The 18256-nt window shown below is 72.0% G+C and carries 13 protein-coding genes; 9 read left to right on the forward strand and 4 right to left on the reverse strand.

The window, feature by feature from the left end:
* Nucleotides 1-91: 91 nt before the first annotated feature.
* Entirely contained in the window at nt 92-1366 is a 1275-nt protein-coding gene (locus IDM40_RS06960) for an LLM class flavin-dependent oxidoreductase (protein WP_328806957.1), read from the forward strand.
* On the forward strand, nt 1363-2781 hold the full coding sequence (locus IDM40_RS06965; protein WP_193121096.1) for an NtaA/DmoA family FMN-dependent monooxygenase: 1419 nt from the start codon (nt 1363-1365) through the stop codon (nt 2779-2781). The genes IDM40_RS06960 and IDM40_RS06965 overlap by 4 nt, the downstream gene beginning before the upstream one ends.
* A gap of 58 nt (nt 2782-2839) precedes the next feature.
* Here IDM40_RS06965 and IDM40_RS06970 read toward each other — a convergent pair whose 3' ends face one another.
* A complete protein-coding gene (locus IDM40_RS06970) occupies nt 2840-4741 on the reverse strand; it encodes an FAD/NAD(P)-binding protein (protein ID WP_193121097.1) in 1902 nt (633 codons plus the stop codon).
* Nucleotides 4742-4892: 151 nt separating this feature from the next.
* Between IDM40_RS06970 and IDM40_RS06975 the strand changes: the two genes are divergently transcribed.
* From IDM40_RS06975 to IDM40_RS07000, 6 genes are all read left to right on the forward strand, one after another.
* Nucleotides 4893-6506, forward strand: a complete 1614-nt coding sequence (locus IDM40_RS06975; RefSeq protein ID WP_216630445.1) for an ABC transporter substrate-binding protein — start codon at nt 4893-4895, stop codon at nt 6504-6506.
* The gene (locus IDM40_RS06980; protein WP_193121098.1) at nt 6506-7549 is read left to right on the forward strand and encodes an ABC transporter permease; all 1044 of its coding nucleotides are present in this window, start codon (nt 6506-6508) and stop codon (nt 7547-7549) included. The genes IDM40_RS06975 and IDM40_RS06980 overlap by 1 nt, the downstream gene beginning before the upstream one ends.
* The gene (locus tag IDM40_RS06985; RefSeq protein WP_193121099.1) at nt 7546-8466 is read left to right on the forward strand and encodes an ABC transporter permease; all 921 of its coding nucleotides are present in this window, start codon (nt 7546-7548) and stop codon (nt 8464-8466) included. Before IDM40_RS06980 ends, IDM40_RS06985 begins: the two co-directional genes overlap by 4 nt.
* A gap of 86 nt (nt 8467-8552) precedes the next feature.
* Nucleotides 8553-10145: an ABC transporter ATP-binding protein gene (locus IDM40_RS06990; protein ID WP_328806958.1), complete on the forward strand. Its 1593-nt coding sequence runs from the start codon at nt 8553-8555 to the stop codon at nt 10143-10145.
* A 54-nt stretch (nt 10146-10199) separates the two neighbouring features.
* The gene (gene ettA / locus IDM40_RS06995; RefSeq protein WP_193121101.1) at nt 10200-11864 is read left to right on the forward strand and encodes an energy-dependent translational throttle protein EttA; all 1665 of its coding nucleotides are present in this window, start codon (nt 10200-10202) and stop codon (nt 11862-11864) included.
* 199 nt (nt 11865-12063) lie between these two features.
* A complete protein-coding gene (locus IDM40_RS07000) occupies nt 12064-12588 on the forward strand; it encodes a globin (protein WP_193121102.1) in 525 nt (174 codons plus the stop codon).
* Between the two features lie 33 nt (nt 12589-12621).
* Here the strand turns inward: IDM40_RS07000 and IDM40_RS07005 are convergent, their stop codons facing one another.
* Both IDM40_RS07005 and IDM40_RS07010 read right to left on the reverse strand, forming a co-directional pair.
* Nucleotides 12622-13068, reverse strand: coding sequence for an acyl-CoA thioesterase (locus IDM40_RS07005; RefSeq protein WP_193121103.1), 447 nt, complete (start codon nt 13066-13068; stop codon nt 12622-12624).
* Nucleotides 13069-13256: 188 nt separating this feature from the next.
* Complete coding sequence (locus IDM40_RS07010; protein WP_193121104.1) at nt 13257-15341, reverse strand: prolyl oligopeptidase family serine peptidase; 2085 nt, start codon at nt 15339-15341, stop codon at nt 13257-13259.
* Between the two features lie 356 nt (nt 15342-15697).
* On the opposite strand from IDM40_RS07010, the gene IDM40_RS07015 reads away from it, so the two are divergent.
* A complete protein-coding gene (locus tag IDM40_RS07015; protein WP_193121277.1) occupies nt 15698-16198 on the forward strand; it encodes an HNH endonuclease in 501 nt (166 codons plus the stop codon).
* Between the two features lie 143 nt (nt 16199-16341).
* Here the strand turns inward: IDM40_RS07015 and ilvD are convergent, their stop codons facing one another.
* Nucleotides 16342-18204: a dihydroxy-acid dehydratase gene (gene ilvD, locus IDM40_RS07020; protein WP_193121105.1), complete on the reverse strand. Its 1863-nt coding sequence runs from the start codon at nt 18202-18204 to the stop codon at nt 16342-16344.
* Between the last annotated feature and the right edge of the window lie 52 nt (nt 18205-18256).

The raw sequence follows: 18256 nt of genomic DNA on the forward strand, positions 1-18256 counted from the left end.
GCAACCCCCGGACCCCTCTTCGAAATACCCCACCATTCATGTAGGTTTAATTGAGATAAGAACGCCACAGGAGACCGACGAGGAGGGACCCGTGGCCCACCCCCTGCACATCGGCGCCGCCATCGACGGCGCCGGCTCCCATCCGGCCGCCCACCGCTCGACACCCGCAGCCCCGTACGAACTCTTCACCGCGGCCCACTACGCCCACAGCGCCCGTCTCGCCGAGCGCGCGACCCTCGACTACGTCACCCTCGACGACAGCTTCGCCGCACCCGGACGCCCGGGCGTTCCGGGGCGCCCCGACGCGCTGCTCACCCTCGCCGCCCTGGCCCCGGTCACCTCGGGGATCGGCCTGGTCCCCACCGTCACCACCACCCACACCGAGCCCTTCCACGTCTCCAAGGGCATCGCCTCGCTCGACCACGCCTCCCGGGGCCGGGCCGGCTGGCTCGTCGAGGTCTCCGACACCGAGGACGACGCCCGGCTCGTGGGACGCCGTCCGGTGGCCCCCGCCGAGGAGCTCTGGAACGAGGCCGGAGCGGTCGTCGACGCCGCCTCGGCACTGTGGGACAGCTGGGAGGACGGCGCGGAGATCCGTGACGTCGCCACCGGCCGCTTCATCGACCGGGACCGGCTCCACTACGTCGACCACGAGTACGTGCGGCGCGAGGACGCTCGGCCGGAGGACGGCCCCCACGCGGAGGACACCGGCTGGACCGTACGCGGGCCCTCGATCACACCCCGCCCGCCCCAGGGCCATCCGGTGGTCTTCGTGCGCGCCGACACCGACGACCGGCTCCGGACCGCCGCCCGGTACGCCGACGCCGTGCTCATCCGGGCCCGGACCCCGGAACGCGCGGCGCAGCGCCGGGCCGAGGTGCACCGGGCCGTCCGGGGAGCGGGCCGCGACCCGGGGCAGGTCCGTGTGCTGGCCGACCTCGGCATCGTGCTCGACCGGGACCGGCGCATCGCCGAGGAACGCAGCGCCCGGCTCGATGCGCTCGTGCCCGGGGACGGCGCCCCCGAGACCGGCGCCCGCGGAACCGGGATCTCCGGAGCCAAGCCCTCCGCGCCTTCCAGGCCGGCCGCCACCTTCGCCGGGACCCCGCGTGACCTGGCCCGCGAGATCGAAGCATGGTCCGAGGCCGTGGACGGTCTGACGCTGCGCCCCGCCGTCCTACCGGTCGACCTCGAGCGGTTCGCCGCCGACACCGTCCCGCTGCTGAAGGAGGCCGGGATCCTGCGCACCGCCCGCACCGCCGACACCCTGCGCGGGAACCTGGGCCTGCGCCGGCCCGCCAACCGTCACGCGCCCACCGCGCGCACCGCACCCACCGCCCCCGCCAGTGAAGGAGCCCCGCGATGAGCGCCTCCGACCGCCGCACCGGCCGACGCATCCGCCTGGCCGCGCACTTCCCCGGCGTCAACAACACCACCGTGTGGGCCGACCCGCGCTCACACAGTCAGATCGGCTTCGGCTCCTTCGCCCACCTCGCCCGCACCGCGGAGCGCGGGGGGTTCGACTACCTCTTCCTCGCCGAGGGCCTGCGCCTGCGCGAACACCGCGGACGCATCCACGACCTCGACGTCATGGGCCGCCCCGACACCCTGACCGTCCTGGCCGCGCTGTCCGCGGTCACCGAGCACCTCGGTCTCGCCGGAACCCTCAGCGCCACCTACAACGAGCCCTACGAGATCTCCCGCCAGATCGCCACCCTCGACCACCTCAGCGGGGGCCGGGCCGCCTGGAACGTCGTCACCTCCTCCGACGCCTTCACCGGGGAGAACTTCCGCCGCGGCGGCTACCTCGACCACGCCGACCGCTACGAACGGGCCGAGTCCTTCCTGCGGGCGGCCCGGGCCTTCTGGGACTCCTGGGACACCGACGCGCTCAGCCCGCACACCGGGACGCGCGGCACCGCCCGGCCCGGGGCCGTGCACCCCGTGAGCCACCGGGACCGCTTCTTCGACATCGCCGGCAACGCCACCGTGCCCCGCCCGCCCCAGGGGCACCCCGTGATCATCCAGGCCGGAGACTCACCCCGCGGCCGCGACCTCGCCGCCGCCCAGGCGGACGTCGTCTTCTCCCGGCACGGCGGGCTCGAGGAAGGCCGTGAGTTCTACGCCGACGTCAAAGCACGCCTGCCCGCGCACGGCAGGGACGAGGACGATCTGCTCATCATGCCCGCCGCCACCCTCGTGCTCGGCGACACGGAGGAGGAGGCGGCCGAGCGGGCGCGGCACATCAGGTACCAGCAGGTCAGCGGCGCGACCGCGATCCAGTTCGTCGAGCAGGTGTGGGGGCGCGACCTGTCCGACCACGACCCCGAGGGCCCCTTCCCCACGGTCGAACCCGACCTGGACACCGTCGTGACCCAGGGCAAGGCGGCGGCCCGCTTCCACGACCGTGCCGCCAAGGCGCGGGAATGGCGGGACCTGGCCGAGGCCGAAGGGCTCAGCCTCCGCGAGCTCGTGGTGCGCGTGTCGGCGCGCCAGACCTTCGTCGGAACCCCGCGGACCGTGGCCGACACGCTCGTCGAGCACGTGGAGACCCGCGCCTGCGACGGGTTCGTACTGGTCCCGCACCTCACGCCGGGCGGGCTCGACGAGTTCGTGGACCGCGTCGTGCCGTTGCTGCGCGAACGCGGTGCCCTGCGCACCGAATACGAGGGGGCGACGCTGCGGGAGAACCTGGGGCTGCGCCCGCGCCCGGCGCCCGACCGCGGTGCGACCCGAGAGCCGTCCGGGGCCGGAGAGCCGACACCCGTTCCGGGCCCCTGACACTGGGGCGCGGCCCGGAACGGCACACGTCCCGGAGCGCGCAGCGGACCGGGTGCGATCACGCAGCGCCCGGTCCGCCCGAACCGTCCGAACCGTCCGGGGCCAACAGCGTCCGCGCCAACCGGTCGTTCTGCCGGAAGAACCCGGCGTCGGTGCGGGGCCGCGAGAAACCGCCCGACCCCACCCCGCCGGCCACCATGATCCCGGCACCGAACAGCATGGGGTGGGCCCGCCCCTCGGAGTCCACCAGCCGCTGCTCCGGGTCGGTGTCGATGAGCCCGTCGTCGGCGCGGGCCCGCACACGCCCCCGCGCCCGCAGCGCGCTCAGCAGCGGATCGGTGGTGCGCTCCAGCGAGTACCGGGGCAGGCGTGCCTCGACCAGCGCTTCGGCCCGCACTGTGGCCCCGGTACTGTCCGACGACGCCTCGAACCCGCCGGGCACCGGTTCGACGGCCGTGTTGGCCCCCGTGAAGCGCAGGACCCCGGCGTCGGTCAGGGCCAGCAACTCCTCCAAGCGGGGCCCGGGCGGCCCGCTGGCCAGGAAGCTGAAGAACCCCCGGAACCGGTCCAGGTCCTGCGTCAGGTTCTCCGGGGCGATCCGGCCGGCCGCGAGCGCCTCGGACAGCACCCCGAAGACCGACAGCAGCGCGAAGAAGACGGCCAGGTCGGGGCTGTGTTGCTCGTCCCTGCGCCGTTCCAGGTCGCCGCGCATGTACGTGCGCATCCAGTCCGCGAGCTCTTCGTGGCCGCCGAACCGGAGTCCCGCGAGCGGACGGTCGATGCGTTCCACGTCGAAGACGTCGTGCTCGTGCGGGACGGCCTCGGTCACCAGGTGTTTGAGCCCCGGCCCCTCCCAGTCCAGGGTCTCCAACCGGTCGAGGAACTCGCGGGCGGGGACGGCCAGGCGCTCGGGGTGCTGGGTGGCGAGCTCGTGGTAGTGGGCGTGGGTGATCTCGCGCAGGATCAGGGGCCACACGTCCTCGCCCAGGTTCCACTTCCCGCCCCCGGCCAGCACCTCGGGGGTCAGGTGTCGGGGCAGCGGCGGGCGCGCTCCGGGCAGGTCGTAGTGGAGCTTGGAATGGTACGGAACACCGCGCCGGGACCCCGCCCACAGCAGCGGTTCGCGCCCCGAGGGCCGGTACCGCAGCGTGCCGTCGGCCGACCGCACGAACGTGCCGCCCCGCCCCGAGGTCAGCAGCACCACGGTGTCGACGAAGGCCAGGCCCAGGCCGCGCACCAGCACCCGCGCGCCGGGCGGGACGCGGTCCAGGTCGGCGTCGGCGGTGGGCGCCGTCGGCAGGTGCACGAGGCCGTGATCATCGGCGTGGCGCGCCAGCCGCTCCTCCTCGTCGGTGGGGGCCGTGGGGGTGCCGCCCTGGGCGAGCACGACGGCGTCCGCGTCGAGGTGGCCGAAACCGGGTTCCAGCACCAGCCGGTGGCCGCCGCCGGGCAGGTCGAGCAGGTCGACGACGGTCGAGGGCAGCGCGCGTACCGACAGGTCCCCGCGTGCGCGGGCGGCCGTGTCGTGGAAGACCCAGGCGAGGTACCGGTTGAGAAGGCGCCGGGTGGAGAACCAGCCGGCGCTCACCCGGCGCGCCTCGGCCAGGTCGTGCTCGTCGGTGGTGAACCCCGGCGGGCGTTCGAGCCCGCCCGCGGCCAGGCGGGTGGCCCACTCGGTCAGGGTCGGGCCCTGGACGATGGGCCCGTCGCAGGTCACCGACGGGTCGGTGTACATCGTGCAGTCGCCTGCGGTGGTGTTCATCCACAGGTGTTCGGACTGTTCGCGGCGCCAGATGCGGCCGGCCCCGGGGGGAAACGGGTCGAGGACGTGCACGTACACGCGCCGGCCGGGTGCCAGGAGGGGGAGGTTGGCGGCGATGCGTTCCAGGAGGGATGTGCTGCGGGGTCCGCCTCCGACGAGAGCGATCCGGTAGGGGCGGGCCTGGGCTGGGGAGGTCACGCGACGAGACTAATCCATACTTAGTAGGTAGTAAATATGGACAATCGGGCGACCGGGGCTTGCGGCGGGCTTCCCTGCGCGCCCATAATGCCTACTAATTCGATCTGGAATATCGGTTGATCGTCCACCCCCCATCCGAGGAGCCACCGCCGTGTCCCTCCGACCCGCGTCCGGGCCCGCACTCGCCCGGACCGCCCTCGCCCTGGCCCCGGTCCTCGTCCTCACCGGCTGCGGCACGGCCGGAGGCGAGACCGGCAGCCCCTCCGACGGCGGAACCCTCGCCTTCGCCCTGGCCGCCGACCCCTCCTGCGTCGATCCCCAGCAGTCCGGCAACAACCAGGCCCTCAACGTCGGACGGCAGGTCGTCGACTCCCTCACCGACCAGGACCCCGAGACCGGGGAGATCGTGCCCTGGCTCGCGGAGGACTGGGAGGTCTCCGACGACGCGGACGAGTACACCTTCCACCTGCGCGACGGCGTGACCTTCTCCGACGGCGAACCCCTCGACGCCGAGGCCGTGCGCGCCAACTTCGACACCGTCTCCGAACTGGGAGCCCTGGCCGAGCTCGGCTCCAGCTACCTCGGCGGATACGCCGGGACCGAGGTCCACGACGACCTCTCCCTCACCGTGCGGTTCGACGACCCCAACGCCCAGTTCCTCCAGGCCACCTCCACCATGTCCCTGGGCCTGGTCTCGCCGGTCTCGCTGGAGGAGACCACACCCGAGCAGCGCTGCCAGGGCGAGTACGAGGGGTCGGGGCCCTTCACCCTCGACTCCTACGAACCCGAGCAGCAGGTCACCACCACCGCGCGCGAGGACTACGACTGGAGTTCCGAACGCACCGAGCACACCGGCCCCGCACGGCTGGACGGCATCGACTTCCGCATCGTGCCCGAGTCCGGGGTGCGCACCGGGGCCCTGCTCTCCGGCGAGGTGGACGCCATCGCCGACATCCCGCCCCAGGACGAGGAACGCTTCGAGGGCGACGACGTGCAGGTCCTCACGCGCCCCAACCCCGGGATCCCCTTCAACCTGCACCCCAACCTCGCCTCGCCGACGTTCGACGACCCCGCGATCGTGCAGGCGCTCCAGCTCGCCGTCGACCGCCAGGAGATCGTCGACACCGTGCTCAGCGAGCGCTACCCCGTCGCCGCCGGGCCCCTGGCCGAGGTCACCGACCACGCAGCCGGCACCGGTGACGGACTGCAGCACGATCCCGAGGCCGCAGCGGAGCTCCTCGACGAGGCCGGCTGGACCGAGGGCGGCGACGGGGTGCGCACCAAGGACGGCGAACCCCTCGAGCTCGACGTCATCTTCAGCCCACTGTTCAACGCCAACGAGACCGTGCTCGAACTCCTCCAGCAGCAGTTCCGCGACCTCGGTGTCGACCTGGAACTGCGCTCCATGACCCCCGCCGAGTACGACACCGTGCAACAAGACGGCGACTACGACCTGGCCTGGTACAACCTCACGCGCACCGATCCCGACGTCCTGCGCACCCTCTTCCACACCGAGTACGCCGACCGCACGGGGCTGGGGGAGGAGGACGAACTCGACGCCCTGCTCGCCGACCAGGCCGCGACCTCCGACCCCGGGGAACGCGCCGACCTGGTCGAACAGGCCGAGAGCCACATCATCGAGGAGGGCTACATCGTCCCGGTCTTCGAGTTCGCCCAGATCCACGGCCTCGGGCAGCACGTGCACGGCGTCGAGTTCGAGGCGTCCTCGCGCCTGAGCTTCTACGAGGCCTGGACGGAGGACTGATGGGCCGCCACGCGCACGCGGTGGCGCGGCGTACCCGACCGGCAGGGTTCGGCACGGCAGGGCCCGGAACCGGAACGGTGACCCGCTACGTCCTGCGCCGCCTGTTCCAGGCCCTCCTGGTGTTGTGGGCCGCCTACACCGCCACCTTCGCACTGCTCTACCTGCTGCCCAGCGACCCCGTCTCCCTCATGCTGCGCGGCGGGGGAGAGGAATCCTTCGCCACCCCCGAACAGGAGGCCGAACTCCGCGAACGGTGGGGCTTCGACCAGCCCCCGGCGATCCAGTACCTGACCATGCTCGGCCTCGCCCTGACCGGCGACCTGGGAACCTCCCTGACGACCGGGCAACCCGTCGTCGCCGCGCTCGCCGAGGCCCTGCCGCCCACCGCCCAGCTCGCCGGCGCAGCGTTGGTGACCGCCGTGCTCCTGGGCGGGGGCGTGGCGGTGGCGGCCACCTACACCCGGTCGCCGCTCCTGGCACGGTTCCTCACCGCCCTGCCGCCGGTGGGGGTGGCGATGCCGACGTTCTGGGTGGGGCTCGTGCTCGTGCAGGTCGTCTCCTTCCAGTGGGGACTGCTGACCGCCCTCGGCGGGGAGACCAGCGCCGCCGGGCTCGTCCTGCCCGCCCTCACGCTGTCCCTGCCGGTCGCGGCGCTCATCGCCCAGGTGCTCTCCGACGGCCTGCGCGCCGAACTCGCCCGCCCCCACACCACGACCGCCCGCGCCAAAGGGGCCTCGCGCGCCCGCGTGCACCTCGCGCACGCGCTGAGCGGCGGCGTGCTGCCCACCCTCACCCTGGTCGGGGTCGTGACCGGGGAACTCCTCGCCGGGGCCGTCGTCGTGGAGACCGTCTTCTCCCGGCCCGGCATCGGACGCATCACCGCCACCGCCGTGGAGGCCCAGGACCTTCCCCTCGTCCAAGGGGTCGTCCTGCTCGCCGCGGTCGTCTTCGTCCTGGCCAACCTCCTGGTCGACCTCCTCCTGCCCCTGCTCGACCCGCGCGTGCGCATCGGTGCGCGCCGACCCGGCGGAGCCGCCGCATGACCATCCCCTCCACGCCGAGCCCTTCAGCCCCGTCCGACGCTCCGGACGCACCCGACACAGCAGACACACCCGGAACGGCAGTCGCACCCGACACCCCTCTGGCCGCGGTCCGTGCGCGGCCCGGGGCCGGCCTGTCGGCGGCGCTGGGCGTTTTCGTGCTCCTGGCCGGTTGGGCCCTGTGGCCGTCCCTGTTCAGCGCGCACGATCCCCTCACCGGCGACACCGCGCAGGTCCTGGTCCCACCCGGCACCGAGCACTGGTTCGGCACCGACCACCTGGGACGCGATCTGCACTCCCGGGTCGTGCACGGGGCCTCGCTCACCCTGCGGGCCACGTTCCTCGCGGTCGGCCTGGGCGCGCTCGCCGGCGGCGCGCTCGGGCTGGTGTCCGGGTTCGCGGGCGGCCGGACGGACGGGTTCCTCATGCGGTGCGTGGACGTGGTGCAGGCCGTGCCCGGGCTCCTGCTGTCCATGGCCGTCATCACCGTCCTGGGGTTCGGGACCGTCAACGTCGCCGTCGCGGTCGGGGTGAGCTTCGTGGCGGCCTTCGCGCGTGTGACCCGCGCGGAGGTGCTGCGGGTGAGCACCGCGACCTACGTCGAGGCCGCCCGCGCGGGCGGGGTGCGGTGGGGCGGGGTCCTGGTGCGCCACGTGCTGCCCAACTCCGCCGGACCGGTGCTCTCCCTCGCCGCCGTGCAGTTCGGGCAGGCGGTCCTGGCCGTCTCCGCGCTGAGCTTCCTCGGGTTCGGGGCCGCCCCGCCCGCACCCGAATGGGGATCGCTCGTGGCCGAGGGGCGCGACTACATGGTGACCGCGTGGTGGCTGACGACCCTGCCCGGACTGGTCGTCGTGGCCACCGTGCTCTCCACCCACCGGATCTCCCGAGCCTTCGACCCCGAGACGAGGCGCCCCGTATGACCGTTGTTCACAGGCCCACACCGCCCGATTCCACCGCGGCTGCCCCTGACGAAGCGGATGCCCTCCTGTCCGTGCGGGATCTGCGCGTGGACCATGCCACCCGCTCGGGGCGCCACCGGGCCGTGGACGGGGTGGACCTCGACCTGTTCCCGGGCGAGGTGCTCGCCCTGGTGGGGGAGTCCGGGTCGGGCAAGTCCACCACCGCCCGCGCGATCCTCGGGCTGTCCGGACGCGCACGGGTCGGCGGACGCATCCTCCTCCACGGGTCCGGGGGCACTCGGACCGACGTGCTCACCGCCACCGAACGCCGCCTGCGCCAGGTGCGCGGAGGTGAGATCGGGTTCGTCCCCCAGGACCCCGCCGCCGCACTGAACCCGGTCCAGCGCGTGGGAGCGCAGGTCGCCGAGGCCGTGCGCCTGCACCACCGCACCGACCGGGCCGGCGCACGAACGAACGCGGTCCGCCTCCTGGGCGAGGCCGGTCTGCCCGACCCCGCGCGCATCGCCCTGCGCCTGCCCCACGAACTCTCCGGAGGCATGCGCCAACGGGTGCTCGTGGCCATGGCCCTGGCGGGCGGACCTCGCCTCCTGGTCGCCGACGAACCCACCAGCGCCCTGGACGCGACCGTGCAGCACCGCCTCCTCGACCACCTCGACCACCTGCGTTCCGAGCAGAACCTGTCGATGCTCCTCATCACGCACGACCTGGGCGTGGCCGCGGACCGGGCGCACCGGATCGCCGTCATGTCCGCAGGCCGCATCGTGGAACAGGGACCCGCCGACGCGGTGTTGCACCGGCCGGGCCACACGTACACACGGGCCCTCCTGGAAGCGGCCCCCGGCCTGGACGACCCGACCGGGGCCGACGCGCCCCGAACAGATCCGAATGCCAACGACGGCCCGCCCCTGGTCCGCGTCGAGAACCTGATCAAGGACTACGGCGGGCCCGAACCGGCGGTCGCCGGGGTCGACCTCACACTCGAGCGCGGGCGGACCTACGCCCTGGTCGGGGAGTCGGGGTCCGGCAAGACCACGACGGCCCGGACGGTGATCGGGCTGACCCGTCCCACGTCCGGTTCCGTGCTCTTCGACGGGGTGGACCTCACCTCGCTGCGCGGGTCGCGGTTGCGCCGGATGCGCCGCCGGTTCCAGGTCGTGTACCAGGACCCCTACGCGTCGCTGGACCCGCGCACGGGCGCGGCGGCCTCGGTCGCCGAACCGCTGCGGGCCTTCCGTGTGGGGGACCGCGCCTGGCGCAGGGCCCGTGCCGTGGAGCTCCTCGACCGGGTCGGTCTGCACGCAAGCACCGCCGACCGCCGGCCCGGGGAGCTCTCGGGCGGGCAGCTCCAACGTGTGGCCATCGCCCGTGCTCTCGCCCTCGAACCCGACCTGGTCGTGTGCGACGAACCGGTCTCCGCCCTGGACGTGCGCGTCCAGGCGCGCATCCTCGACCTGCTCGCCGAACTCCAACGGGACCTGGGCGTGGCCTACCTCTTCATTTCGCACGACCTGGCCGTCGTCCGCCGGGTCGCCCACCGGGTCGGTGTCATGCACCGTGGGCGCATCGTCGAGGAGGCCGACGTCCGGACCCTGTTCGCGGCACCCGAGCACGAGCACACGCACGAACTGCTGGCGGCCGTCCCGGGGCGGGCGCGCGCACACCGGGAGATACCGGTGTGAGGCGGCGCTCGCCGGCGGCCCTGGCACGGTCCCCGACGCCCTAGGCTGGAAGACATGCCGGAGTACATCTACACCATGAACAACGTGCGCAAGGCGCACGGCGACAAAGTCGTCCTGGACAACGTTTCGGGGTCGTTCCTGCCCGGAGCCAAGATCGGCGTCGTGGGCCCCAACGGGGCGGGTAAGTCGACGCTTCTGAAGATCATGGCCGGCATCGAGCAGGCGTCCAACGGCGAAGCGCGCCTGATGCCGGGCTTCACCGTCGGGCTGCTCGCCCAGGAGCCCCGCCTGGACGAGGACAAGACGGTGCTCGAGAACGTCGAGGACGGCGTTCGCGAGACCAAGGACATGATGGCCCGCTTCAACGAGATCGCCGAGAAGATGGCGACGGACTACTCCGACGATCTCATGGAGGAGATGGGCAAGCTGCAGGAGCAGCTCGACCACCGAGGCGCCTGGGACCTCGACAGCCAGCTCGAGCAGGCCATGGACGCGCTGCGCTGCCCGCCCAAGGACGCGTCGGTCGACAGCCTGTCCGGTGGTGAGAAGCGCCGCGTGGCCCTGTGCCGCCTGCTGCTCGAACAGCCCGACCTGCTGCTGCTCGACGAGCCCACCAACCACCTGGACGCCGAGTCCGTGAACTGGCTCGAGTCCCACCTGGCGAGCTACCCGGGCACCATCGTGGCCATCACACACGACAGGTACTTCCTGGACCACGTGGCCACCTGGATCCTGGAGCTGGACCGCGGCCAGTTCTACCCCTACGAGGGCAACTACAGCACCTACCTGGAGACCAAGGAGTCGCGTCTCAAGGTCGAGGGGCAGAAGGACGTCAAGCGCCAGCGCCGCATCAAGGAGGAGCTGGAGTGGGTGCGCTCCAACCCCAAGGCGCGCCAGACCAAGTCCAAGGCCCGTCTCCAGCGCTACGAGGAGATGGCCGCCGAGGCCGACAAGACCCGCAAGCTGGACTTCGAGGAGATCCAGATCCCGCCGGGCCCGCGTCTGGGCGACACCGTCGTCGAGGTCAGCAACCTGACCAAGGGCTTCGGCGACCGCGTGCTCATCGAGAACCTCAACTTCTCGCTGCCGCCCAACGGCATCGTGGGTGTGATCGGTCCGAACGGTGTCGGTAAGACGACGCTGTTCCGGATGATCATGGGGGAGGAGACCCCCGACGAGGGCAAGATCAACATCGGCAACACGGTCGACATCTCCTACGTCGACCAGTACCGGGGCCGGATCGACGACACCAAGAACGTGTGGGAGACCATCTCCGACGGCGAGACCTTCATCGAGGTCGGCAAGGTCGAGATCCCCAGCCGCGCCTACGTGGCCGCGTTCGGGTTCAAGGGTTCGGACCAGCAGAAGCCGGCCGGGGTCCTCTCCGGCGGTGAGCGCAACCGCGTGAACCTGGCGCTGACCCTCAAGCAGGGCGGCAACCTGCTGCTGCTGGACGAGCCCACCAACGACCTCGACGTCGAGACCCTGGGTTCGCTCGAGAACGCGCTCCTGGAGTTCCCGGGCTGCGCCGTGATCACCTCCCACGACCGGTGGTTCCTGGACCGCGTGGCCACCCACATCCTCGCCTGGGAGGGCGACGCGAACTGGTACTGGTTCGAGGGCAACTTCGAGGCCTACGAGAAGAACAAGGTCGAGCGCCTGGGCCCGGAGGCCGCACGTCCGCACGCGGTCACGCACCGCAAGCTCACGCGCGGCTGACACGGTGTGAAGGCCGCTCCGACCGGGGCGGCCGCACCGGGCACAGCACCGCCCGTTCCCGCCACGGCGGGTACGGGCCTCCGGCTGAGCGCACGGGGGTCCGGCCGATGCGGCCGGGCCCCCGGCGTGCGTGCGGGGTGACCATCGCCGCGGTCTTCGTCCCCCTTGCGCCGAGAGGGCGTGGCATACCCTGGGGGCGATGACTTCCGCGCGTGATGACCACCAGAGCCAGGGCGAGCAGCCGGTACGCATGACGTTCTACGAGGCCGTGGGCGGGGAGGAGTTCTTCACCCGCCTGGTCGGCCGTTTCTACGAGGGCGTGGCCCAGGACGAAGAGCTCCGGGCCATGTACCCGGAGGAGGACCTCGGCCCTGCCGAGGAGCGGCTGCGCCTGTTCCTCATCCAGTACTGGGGCGGGCCGCGCACCTACAACGAACAGCGCGGCCACCCGCGCCTGCGCATGCGGCACTTCCCGTTCCGCATCGGTGCGCACGAGCGCGACGTGTGGCTCAAGCACATGCGCGCCGCCGTGGACTCGGTCGAACTCCCCGAACCGCTGGAGCGCCAGCTGTGGGAGTACATGGTCATGGCCGCGCACAGCATGGTGAACGTGCCCGAGGAGACAGCGGCCCCGCAGGTGTCCGACCCGACCTCGGTGTCGGTCTCCGCCGATTCCGGCGACGACGATGACGACGGTGAGACCGTCACGATCTCCCTGAAGTGACCGCCCCGCCCCGCGGTTCCCGGTGAGGTCGGTCTACGCGTAGTCGGCGAGGAAGGCGCGCTCGGCGGCGTCGAGCCTCCGGGCGCGCTGCTGGTCCACGTCGAAACCGACCAGCACGGTGCGGGCGCGCAGATAGACGGTGTTCTCGTCGAGGATCTCGTAGGCCAGGGTGAAGCTGGAGTTGCGCACCTCGGTGACCCACAGTTCGACCCGGACCGGCTCGGTGCGCGGGAGCAGCGGAGCGAGGTAGTCGGCCTCCTGGCGTGCGACGACCATCGCCCCGAAGACCTGGTCGGTGTGGCCCTGCCCGAAGTGGAGGAACGAGATCCGGGCGTCCTCCAGGTAGGTGAGCATGCGCACGTTGTTGACGTGGAACTGCGGGTCGAGGTCGGCGTAGCGGACCTGCTGCAGGTGCACGTGGCGCTGCGGCGTCCCGCCCTGCGTCTCGCTCGCCGCCGGTCCGGCCTCGGTCTGTGTCACGTCGGGGATCCTCTCGTGGGTGCTCTCCGGGGGTGTCGGACGGTTCCGATTGTCTCAACACCCCCGGGAGAGAGTGTTACTCCCGAGTAGGAAAACGCTGTGTTGTTCCTCTCGGGGCTTCACTGTGCAGGTCAGAGGCGTGCGCGGCCGGTGGCCGTGCCCGGAACGGACGCCGGTGGAACCGGAGGTCAGGCCGTGGCCGCCCCGAGATGGTGCGCGAGGAACGCCAGCTGCTCGGAGTTGAGCGACACCCGCCGGCTCACCGAACGTGCGCTGTGCCCGACCTCGGACTCGCGCCTGAGCAGCACCGGGCTCTCCTCCGGCGCCGCCGACGTCGCCCACTGCATCTGCGCGCACAGCTTGCGGGCGTGCAGCGGGTCCACCCGGGTGTCGTTGTCGAAGACCGTGAACAGCGTCGCCGGGTACCGGGTCCCCTCGCGCACCTTGTGGTACGGCGAGTAACCCAGCAGCCAGCCCAGCTGCTCGGCGTCGTCGGCCGTGCCGTACTCGACGTTCCACAGCTGTCCCAGGCCGAAGCGCTCGTACCGCACCATGTCCAGCAGCGGCGCGGAGCACACGGCCGCCGCGAACAGGTCCGGGCGCTGGGTGACCATCGCGCCGACCAGCAGCCCGCCGTTGCTCCCGCCCAGCACCGACAGCTGCCCGGGCGTGGTGACCCCGGTCGCGATCAGGTGCTCACCCGCGGCGATGCAGTCGTCGAAGACGTTCTGCTTGCGCTCGAGCATCCCGTCCCGGTGCCACTCCTCGCCCTCCTCCAGGCCGCCGCGCAGGTTCGCGACCACGTGCACACCGCCCGAACGCACCCAGGCCAGCGCCGTCGGGGAGAACGCCGGCGGCTGGGAGATCCGGAACCCGCCGTAGCCGTACAGGATCGTCGGCCGCGGCCCCTCACCCGCGTCGGCCGGCGCCACCACGAGCATCCGCACCGGTGTGCCGTCCCGCGACGTGTACGTCACCTGCTCGACCGAGACGTCCGGGACCTCGATCTCACCCGGCGCGTGCGCCCACGCCGTCACCTCGCCGGCCAGGGCGTCGTAGCGGTACACCGACGACGGGTGGGTGGTGTCGGTGTAACCGAACCACGCCTCGTGCCCGCCCTCGCGCCGCTCGACGATCCCGCCGATCGCACCCAGCCCCGGCATCTCCAGCGCACCCAGGCGCTCACCGGTGGCCAGGTCGTGGCGGGTGATCTCGCTGACCGCGTGCCGGGCCCAGGCCACCAGAAGTTCCGGCCGGTCCAGGTCGGGGCCGTCGAGGACCGCGTAGTCCTCCATGACCGCCTCGGGGTCCTCCGAGACCAGTTCGGTCCAGTCGCCGGGGGACGCGGGGTCGGCCACGCACAGGCGCCCGCGCGGGGCGTCGCGGTCGGTGAACAGATACAGGCGCCCGTCCCGGCCCACGTGCGGGCTGAGCGCGGCGTCCACACCCTCCTGCACGACCGTGAACTCAGGGGCGTCGGGAGGCGACACCGTCAGGTCGGCCAGGCGCACCTCGGTGGCGGCGGAGGTCCCGCGGGAGGTTGTGACCGTGAGCCAGCGCCCGTCCCGGCTGAGGGAGGGCAGGTGGAAGTCGGTCATGTCCCGGCCCGCGCCGAAGACCAGCGCGTCCTCCTCGGTCGGGGTGCCCAGGCGGTGCAGGTACACACGCCGGTGGTAGTGCTCCTCGCCCTCGGGGACCTCGTCGGCGGGCAGCCGGCGCACGTAGTAGAAGGCCGAGGAGTCCGGCAGCCACGCGACGGGGGAGTAACGGCCGCGGTCGATGGGGCCGTCCACGAGCTCACCGGTGTCGATGTCGACCACACGGAGCACCGACTCCTCGTTCCCGCCCTCGGAGAGCTGGTGGGCGAGCAGGCGCCCGCCCGGGTCGACCTTCCAGGCGTCGAGCGTGGTCAGGCCCTCGGGGTCGAGCGCGCCGGGGTCGACGAGCACGCGCTCCTGCCCGTCCTCGGACATGAGCAGCACGGCGTGTTCCTGGTCGGGGTCGCGCCGAAGGTAGAAGGACCGCGCGCCGACGTGCACGGGGGCGCCCACCCCGCCCGAGCCCATCAGGGCGCGCAGGTGGAGGGCGAACCGGTCCCGGCCGCTGTACTCGGCGCTCGCGCGCGCGTAGAGGGTGTCCTGCGCCTCGGCCCACTCCTTGGTCGCGGAGGAGTCGGCCTCCTCCAACCACCGGTAGGGATCGGAGACGGTGTGGCCGTGCAGGTTCTCGGTGAGGTCCAGCCGTTCGGCGGAGGGGTAGCGGAGTTCGTGCATGCTCCGAAGCCTATCCAGTCCTCCGAACCGTCCAGGAAAGGGTTTTGGGCGACACGGAATGGCCCGCGAAAACGGAGAACACACGGTTTCTGCGCGGTCCGGCGTAAATTGGGGTGGCGCCGGGACGGTCCCAACAAGCAGACTGAATGCGGGACGCAACTCGGCGGGAACCACCGGGAGGTCCGTGTGGCAAGGCGAACAGAATCACCGATCCTCGGGTCGGTGCACAAGGAGGTCTCCTGGCTGGCCGATCGGCTGGCCGGGGATGAGACACGGCCGTCGCGTCCGGCGGCCGGGGTGGGACGATGAGTGCCCGGAACGGCGGGGCGGATGCCACTGCCGCCGCCCGGAGGCACGTGCTCCTGCTCAATGCCAGCTTCGAACCGCTCACGACATTGCCGCTGCGCAGGGCGGTCCTGCTCGTTCTACGCGAGAAGGCCGAGGTCGTGCACCGGGACGAGGCCGGGGCGCTGCTCCATTCGGCGACGAGGACCTACGAGGTGCCGTCGGTGATCCGGTTGCGGCGGTACATCAACGTCCCCCACGGACGGCGGGTGCCGCTGACACGGGTGGCGCTCATGCGGCGGGACCGGCACACGTGCGGTTACTGCGGAAAGCGGGCGGAGACCATCGACCACGTCATTCCGCGCAGCCGCGGTGGCGCACATGTGTGGGAGAACGTGGTGGCCGCCTGCAAACCCTGTAATCACCGGAAGGCCGACAAGTTCCTGGACGAGATCGGCTGGCAACTCAACGTCACCCCGAAGGTGCCCAAGGGTCCGCACTGGCGGTTGATCAACGGCGACCTGCACGGTGATCCACAGTGGGAGCCCTACACCGGGCACCTGGCGGCCTGAGCTTCAGGGGCCGGTGTCCTGCGTCCCGGCCGGCCCCGCTGTCAGCGCCCGAGGAACACACCACCGACCCAGGCTCCTGGGGGCACCCTTTTCACGGGGGCTGCCCCCAGGAGCTTCGCTTTGTCCCGGGGCGTGCTCGGCGCCTACTTCTCGATCTGCTCCACGTCCCGCGCGGCGCCGGTGTGGGCCGAGGTGGCCATCGCGGCGTAGGCGCGCAGAGCCGCCGTCACCGGGCGCTCGCGGTCGACCGGGCGGAACCGGCCCAGCTCCTTCAGCAGGCGCTCGCGGCGGGTGTCGAGCTCGTCCTCGGGCACCTCCAGCACGATCCCCCGGTTCGGGATGTCGATGCTGATGGTGTCGCCGTCCTCCACGAGCGCGATGTCGCCGCCCGCGGCCGCCTCGGGGGAGGCGTGGCCGATCGACAGCCCGGAGGTCCCGCCGGAGAAGCGGCCGTCGGTGATGAGCGCGCAGGCCTTGCCCAGGCCGCGGCCCTTGAGGAAGCTCGTCGGGTACAGCATCTCCTGCATGCCGGGGCCGCCCTTGGGGCCCTCGTAGCGGATCACCACGACGTCACCGGGCTCGATCTCCTTGCGCAGGATCCCGTCGACGGCGTCCTCCTGCGACTCGAAGACCTTCGCGGGCCCGGAGAAGGTCCACAGCTCCTCCTCCACGCCGGCGGTCTTGACGATCGCGCCCTGCGGGGCGAGGTTGCCGAAGAGCACCGCGAGCCCGCCGTCCTTGGTGTAGGCGTGCTCGTATGAGCGGATGCAGCCCTGCTCCCGGTCGGTGTCCAGGCTGTCCCACCGTGTGCTCTGGGAGTAGGCCTTGGTGGTGCGCTTGCCGCCGGGTGCGGCGTGGAAGAGCTCGACCGCCTCGGGCAGCGGGGACTCGCCGGCGATGTCCCACTCCTCGATGAACTCACCGATGGTCTTGCCGTGCACGGTGGGCCGGCTGGTGTCGAGCAGGCCGCCGCGGGCCAGTTCGCCGAGGATCCCGGGGATGCCGCCCGCCCGGTGCACGTCCTCGATGTGGTACTTCTCCGTGTTCGGCGCGACCTTGCACAGGCACGGGACCCTGCGCGAGACCTCGTCGATCTCCGGCAGCCCGTAGTCGACGCCGGCCTCGGTGGCGGTGGCGAGCAGGTGCAGGATCGTGTTGGTCGAGCCGCCCATGGCCACGTCGAGCGCCATGGCGTTCTCGAAGGCCGCGGGGGTGGCGATCGACAGCGGCAGGACGGAGTCGTCGTCGTCCTGGTAGTAGCGGCGCGCGGCCTCCACGACGCGGTGCCCGGCCTTCTCGTAGAGGGCGCGGCGGGCGGTGTGCGTGGCGAGCACGGTGCCGTTGCCGGGCAGGGCCAGCCCCATCGCCTCGGTCAGGCAGTTCATCGAGTTGGCGGTGAACATGCCCGAGCAGGAACCGCAGGTCGGGCAGGCGTTCTCCTCCATCTCGTCGAGCTCCTCCTGGGAGACGCTCTCGTCGGCGGAGGCGATCATCGGGTTGATGAGGTCGAGCTTCTTGACCTTGGTCGCGGTGCCGTCCACGACGGTGACCTTGCCGGCTTCCATGGGCCCGCCGGAGACGAAGACGGTGGGGACGTTGAGGCGCATGGCGGCCAGCAGCATCCCGGGGGTGATCTTGTCGCAGTTGGACACGCACACCAGGGCGTCGGCGCAGTGCGCGTTGACCATGTACTCGACGGAGTCGGCGATGAGCTCGCGGCTGGGCAGCGAGTAGAGCATGCCCCCGTGGCCCATGGCGATGCCGTCGTCCACGGCGATGGAGTTGAACTCGCGGGGGACGCCCCCGGCCTCGCGGATCGCGTTCGCCACGACCTCGGCGACCTCGCGCAGGTGCACGTGTCCGGGGACGAACTCGGTGAAGCTGTTGGCCACGGCCACGATGGGCTTGCCGAAGTCCTCGCGCTCCACACCGGTGGCGCGCATGAGGGCACGCGCGCCGGCCATGTTCCTGCCGTGGGTGACGGTGCGTGAGCGTAGGGCTGGCATCGGGGAGACTCCCATCGTTACGGGGTGTGCGTGTTCCGATGGTAATCCCTCG

Origin of the sequence: Nocardiopsis coralli (genome assembly GCF_014892575.1) — a bacterium.
GTDB classification, from domain to species: domain Bacteria; phylum Actinomycetota; class Actinomycetes; order Streptosporangiales; family Streptosporangiaceae; genus Nocardiopsis; species Nocardiopsis coralli.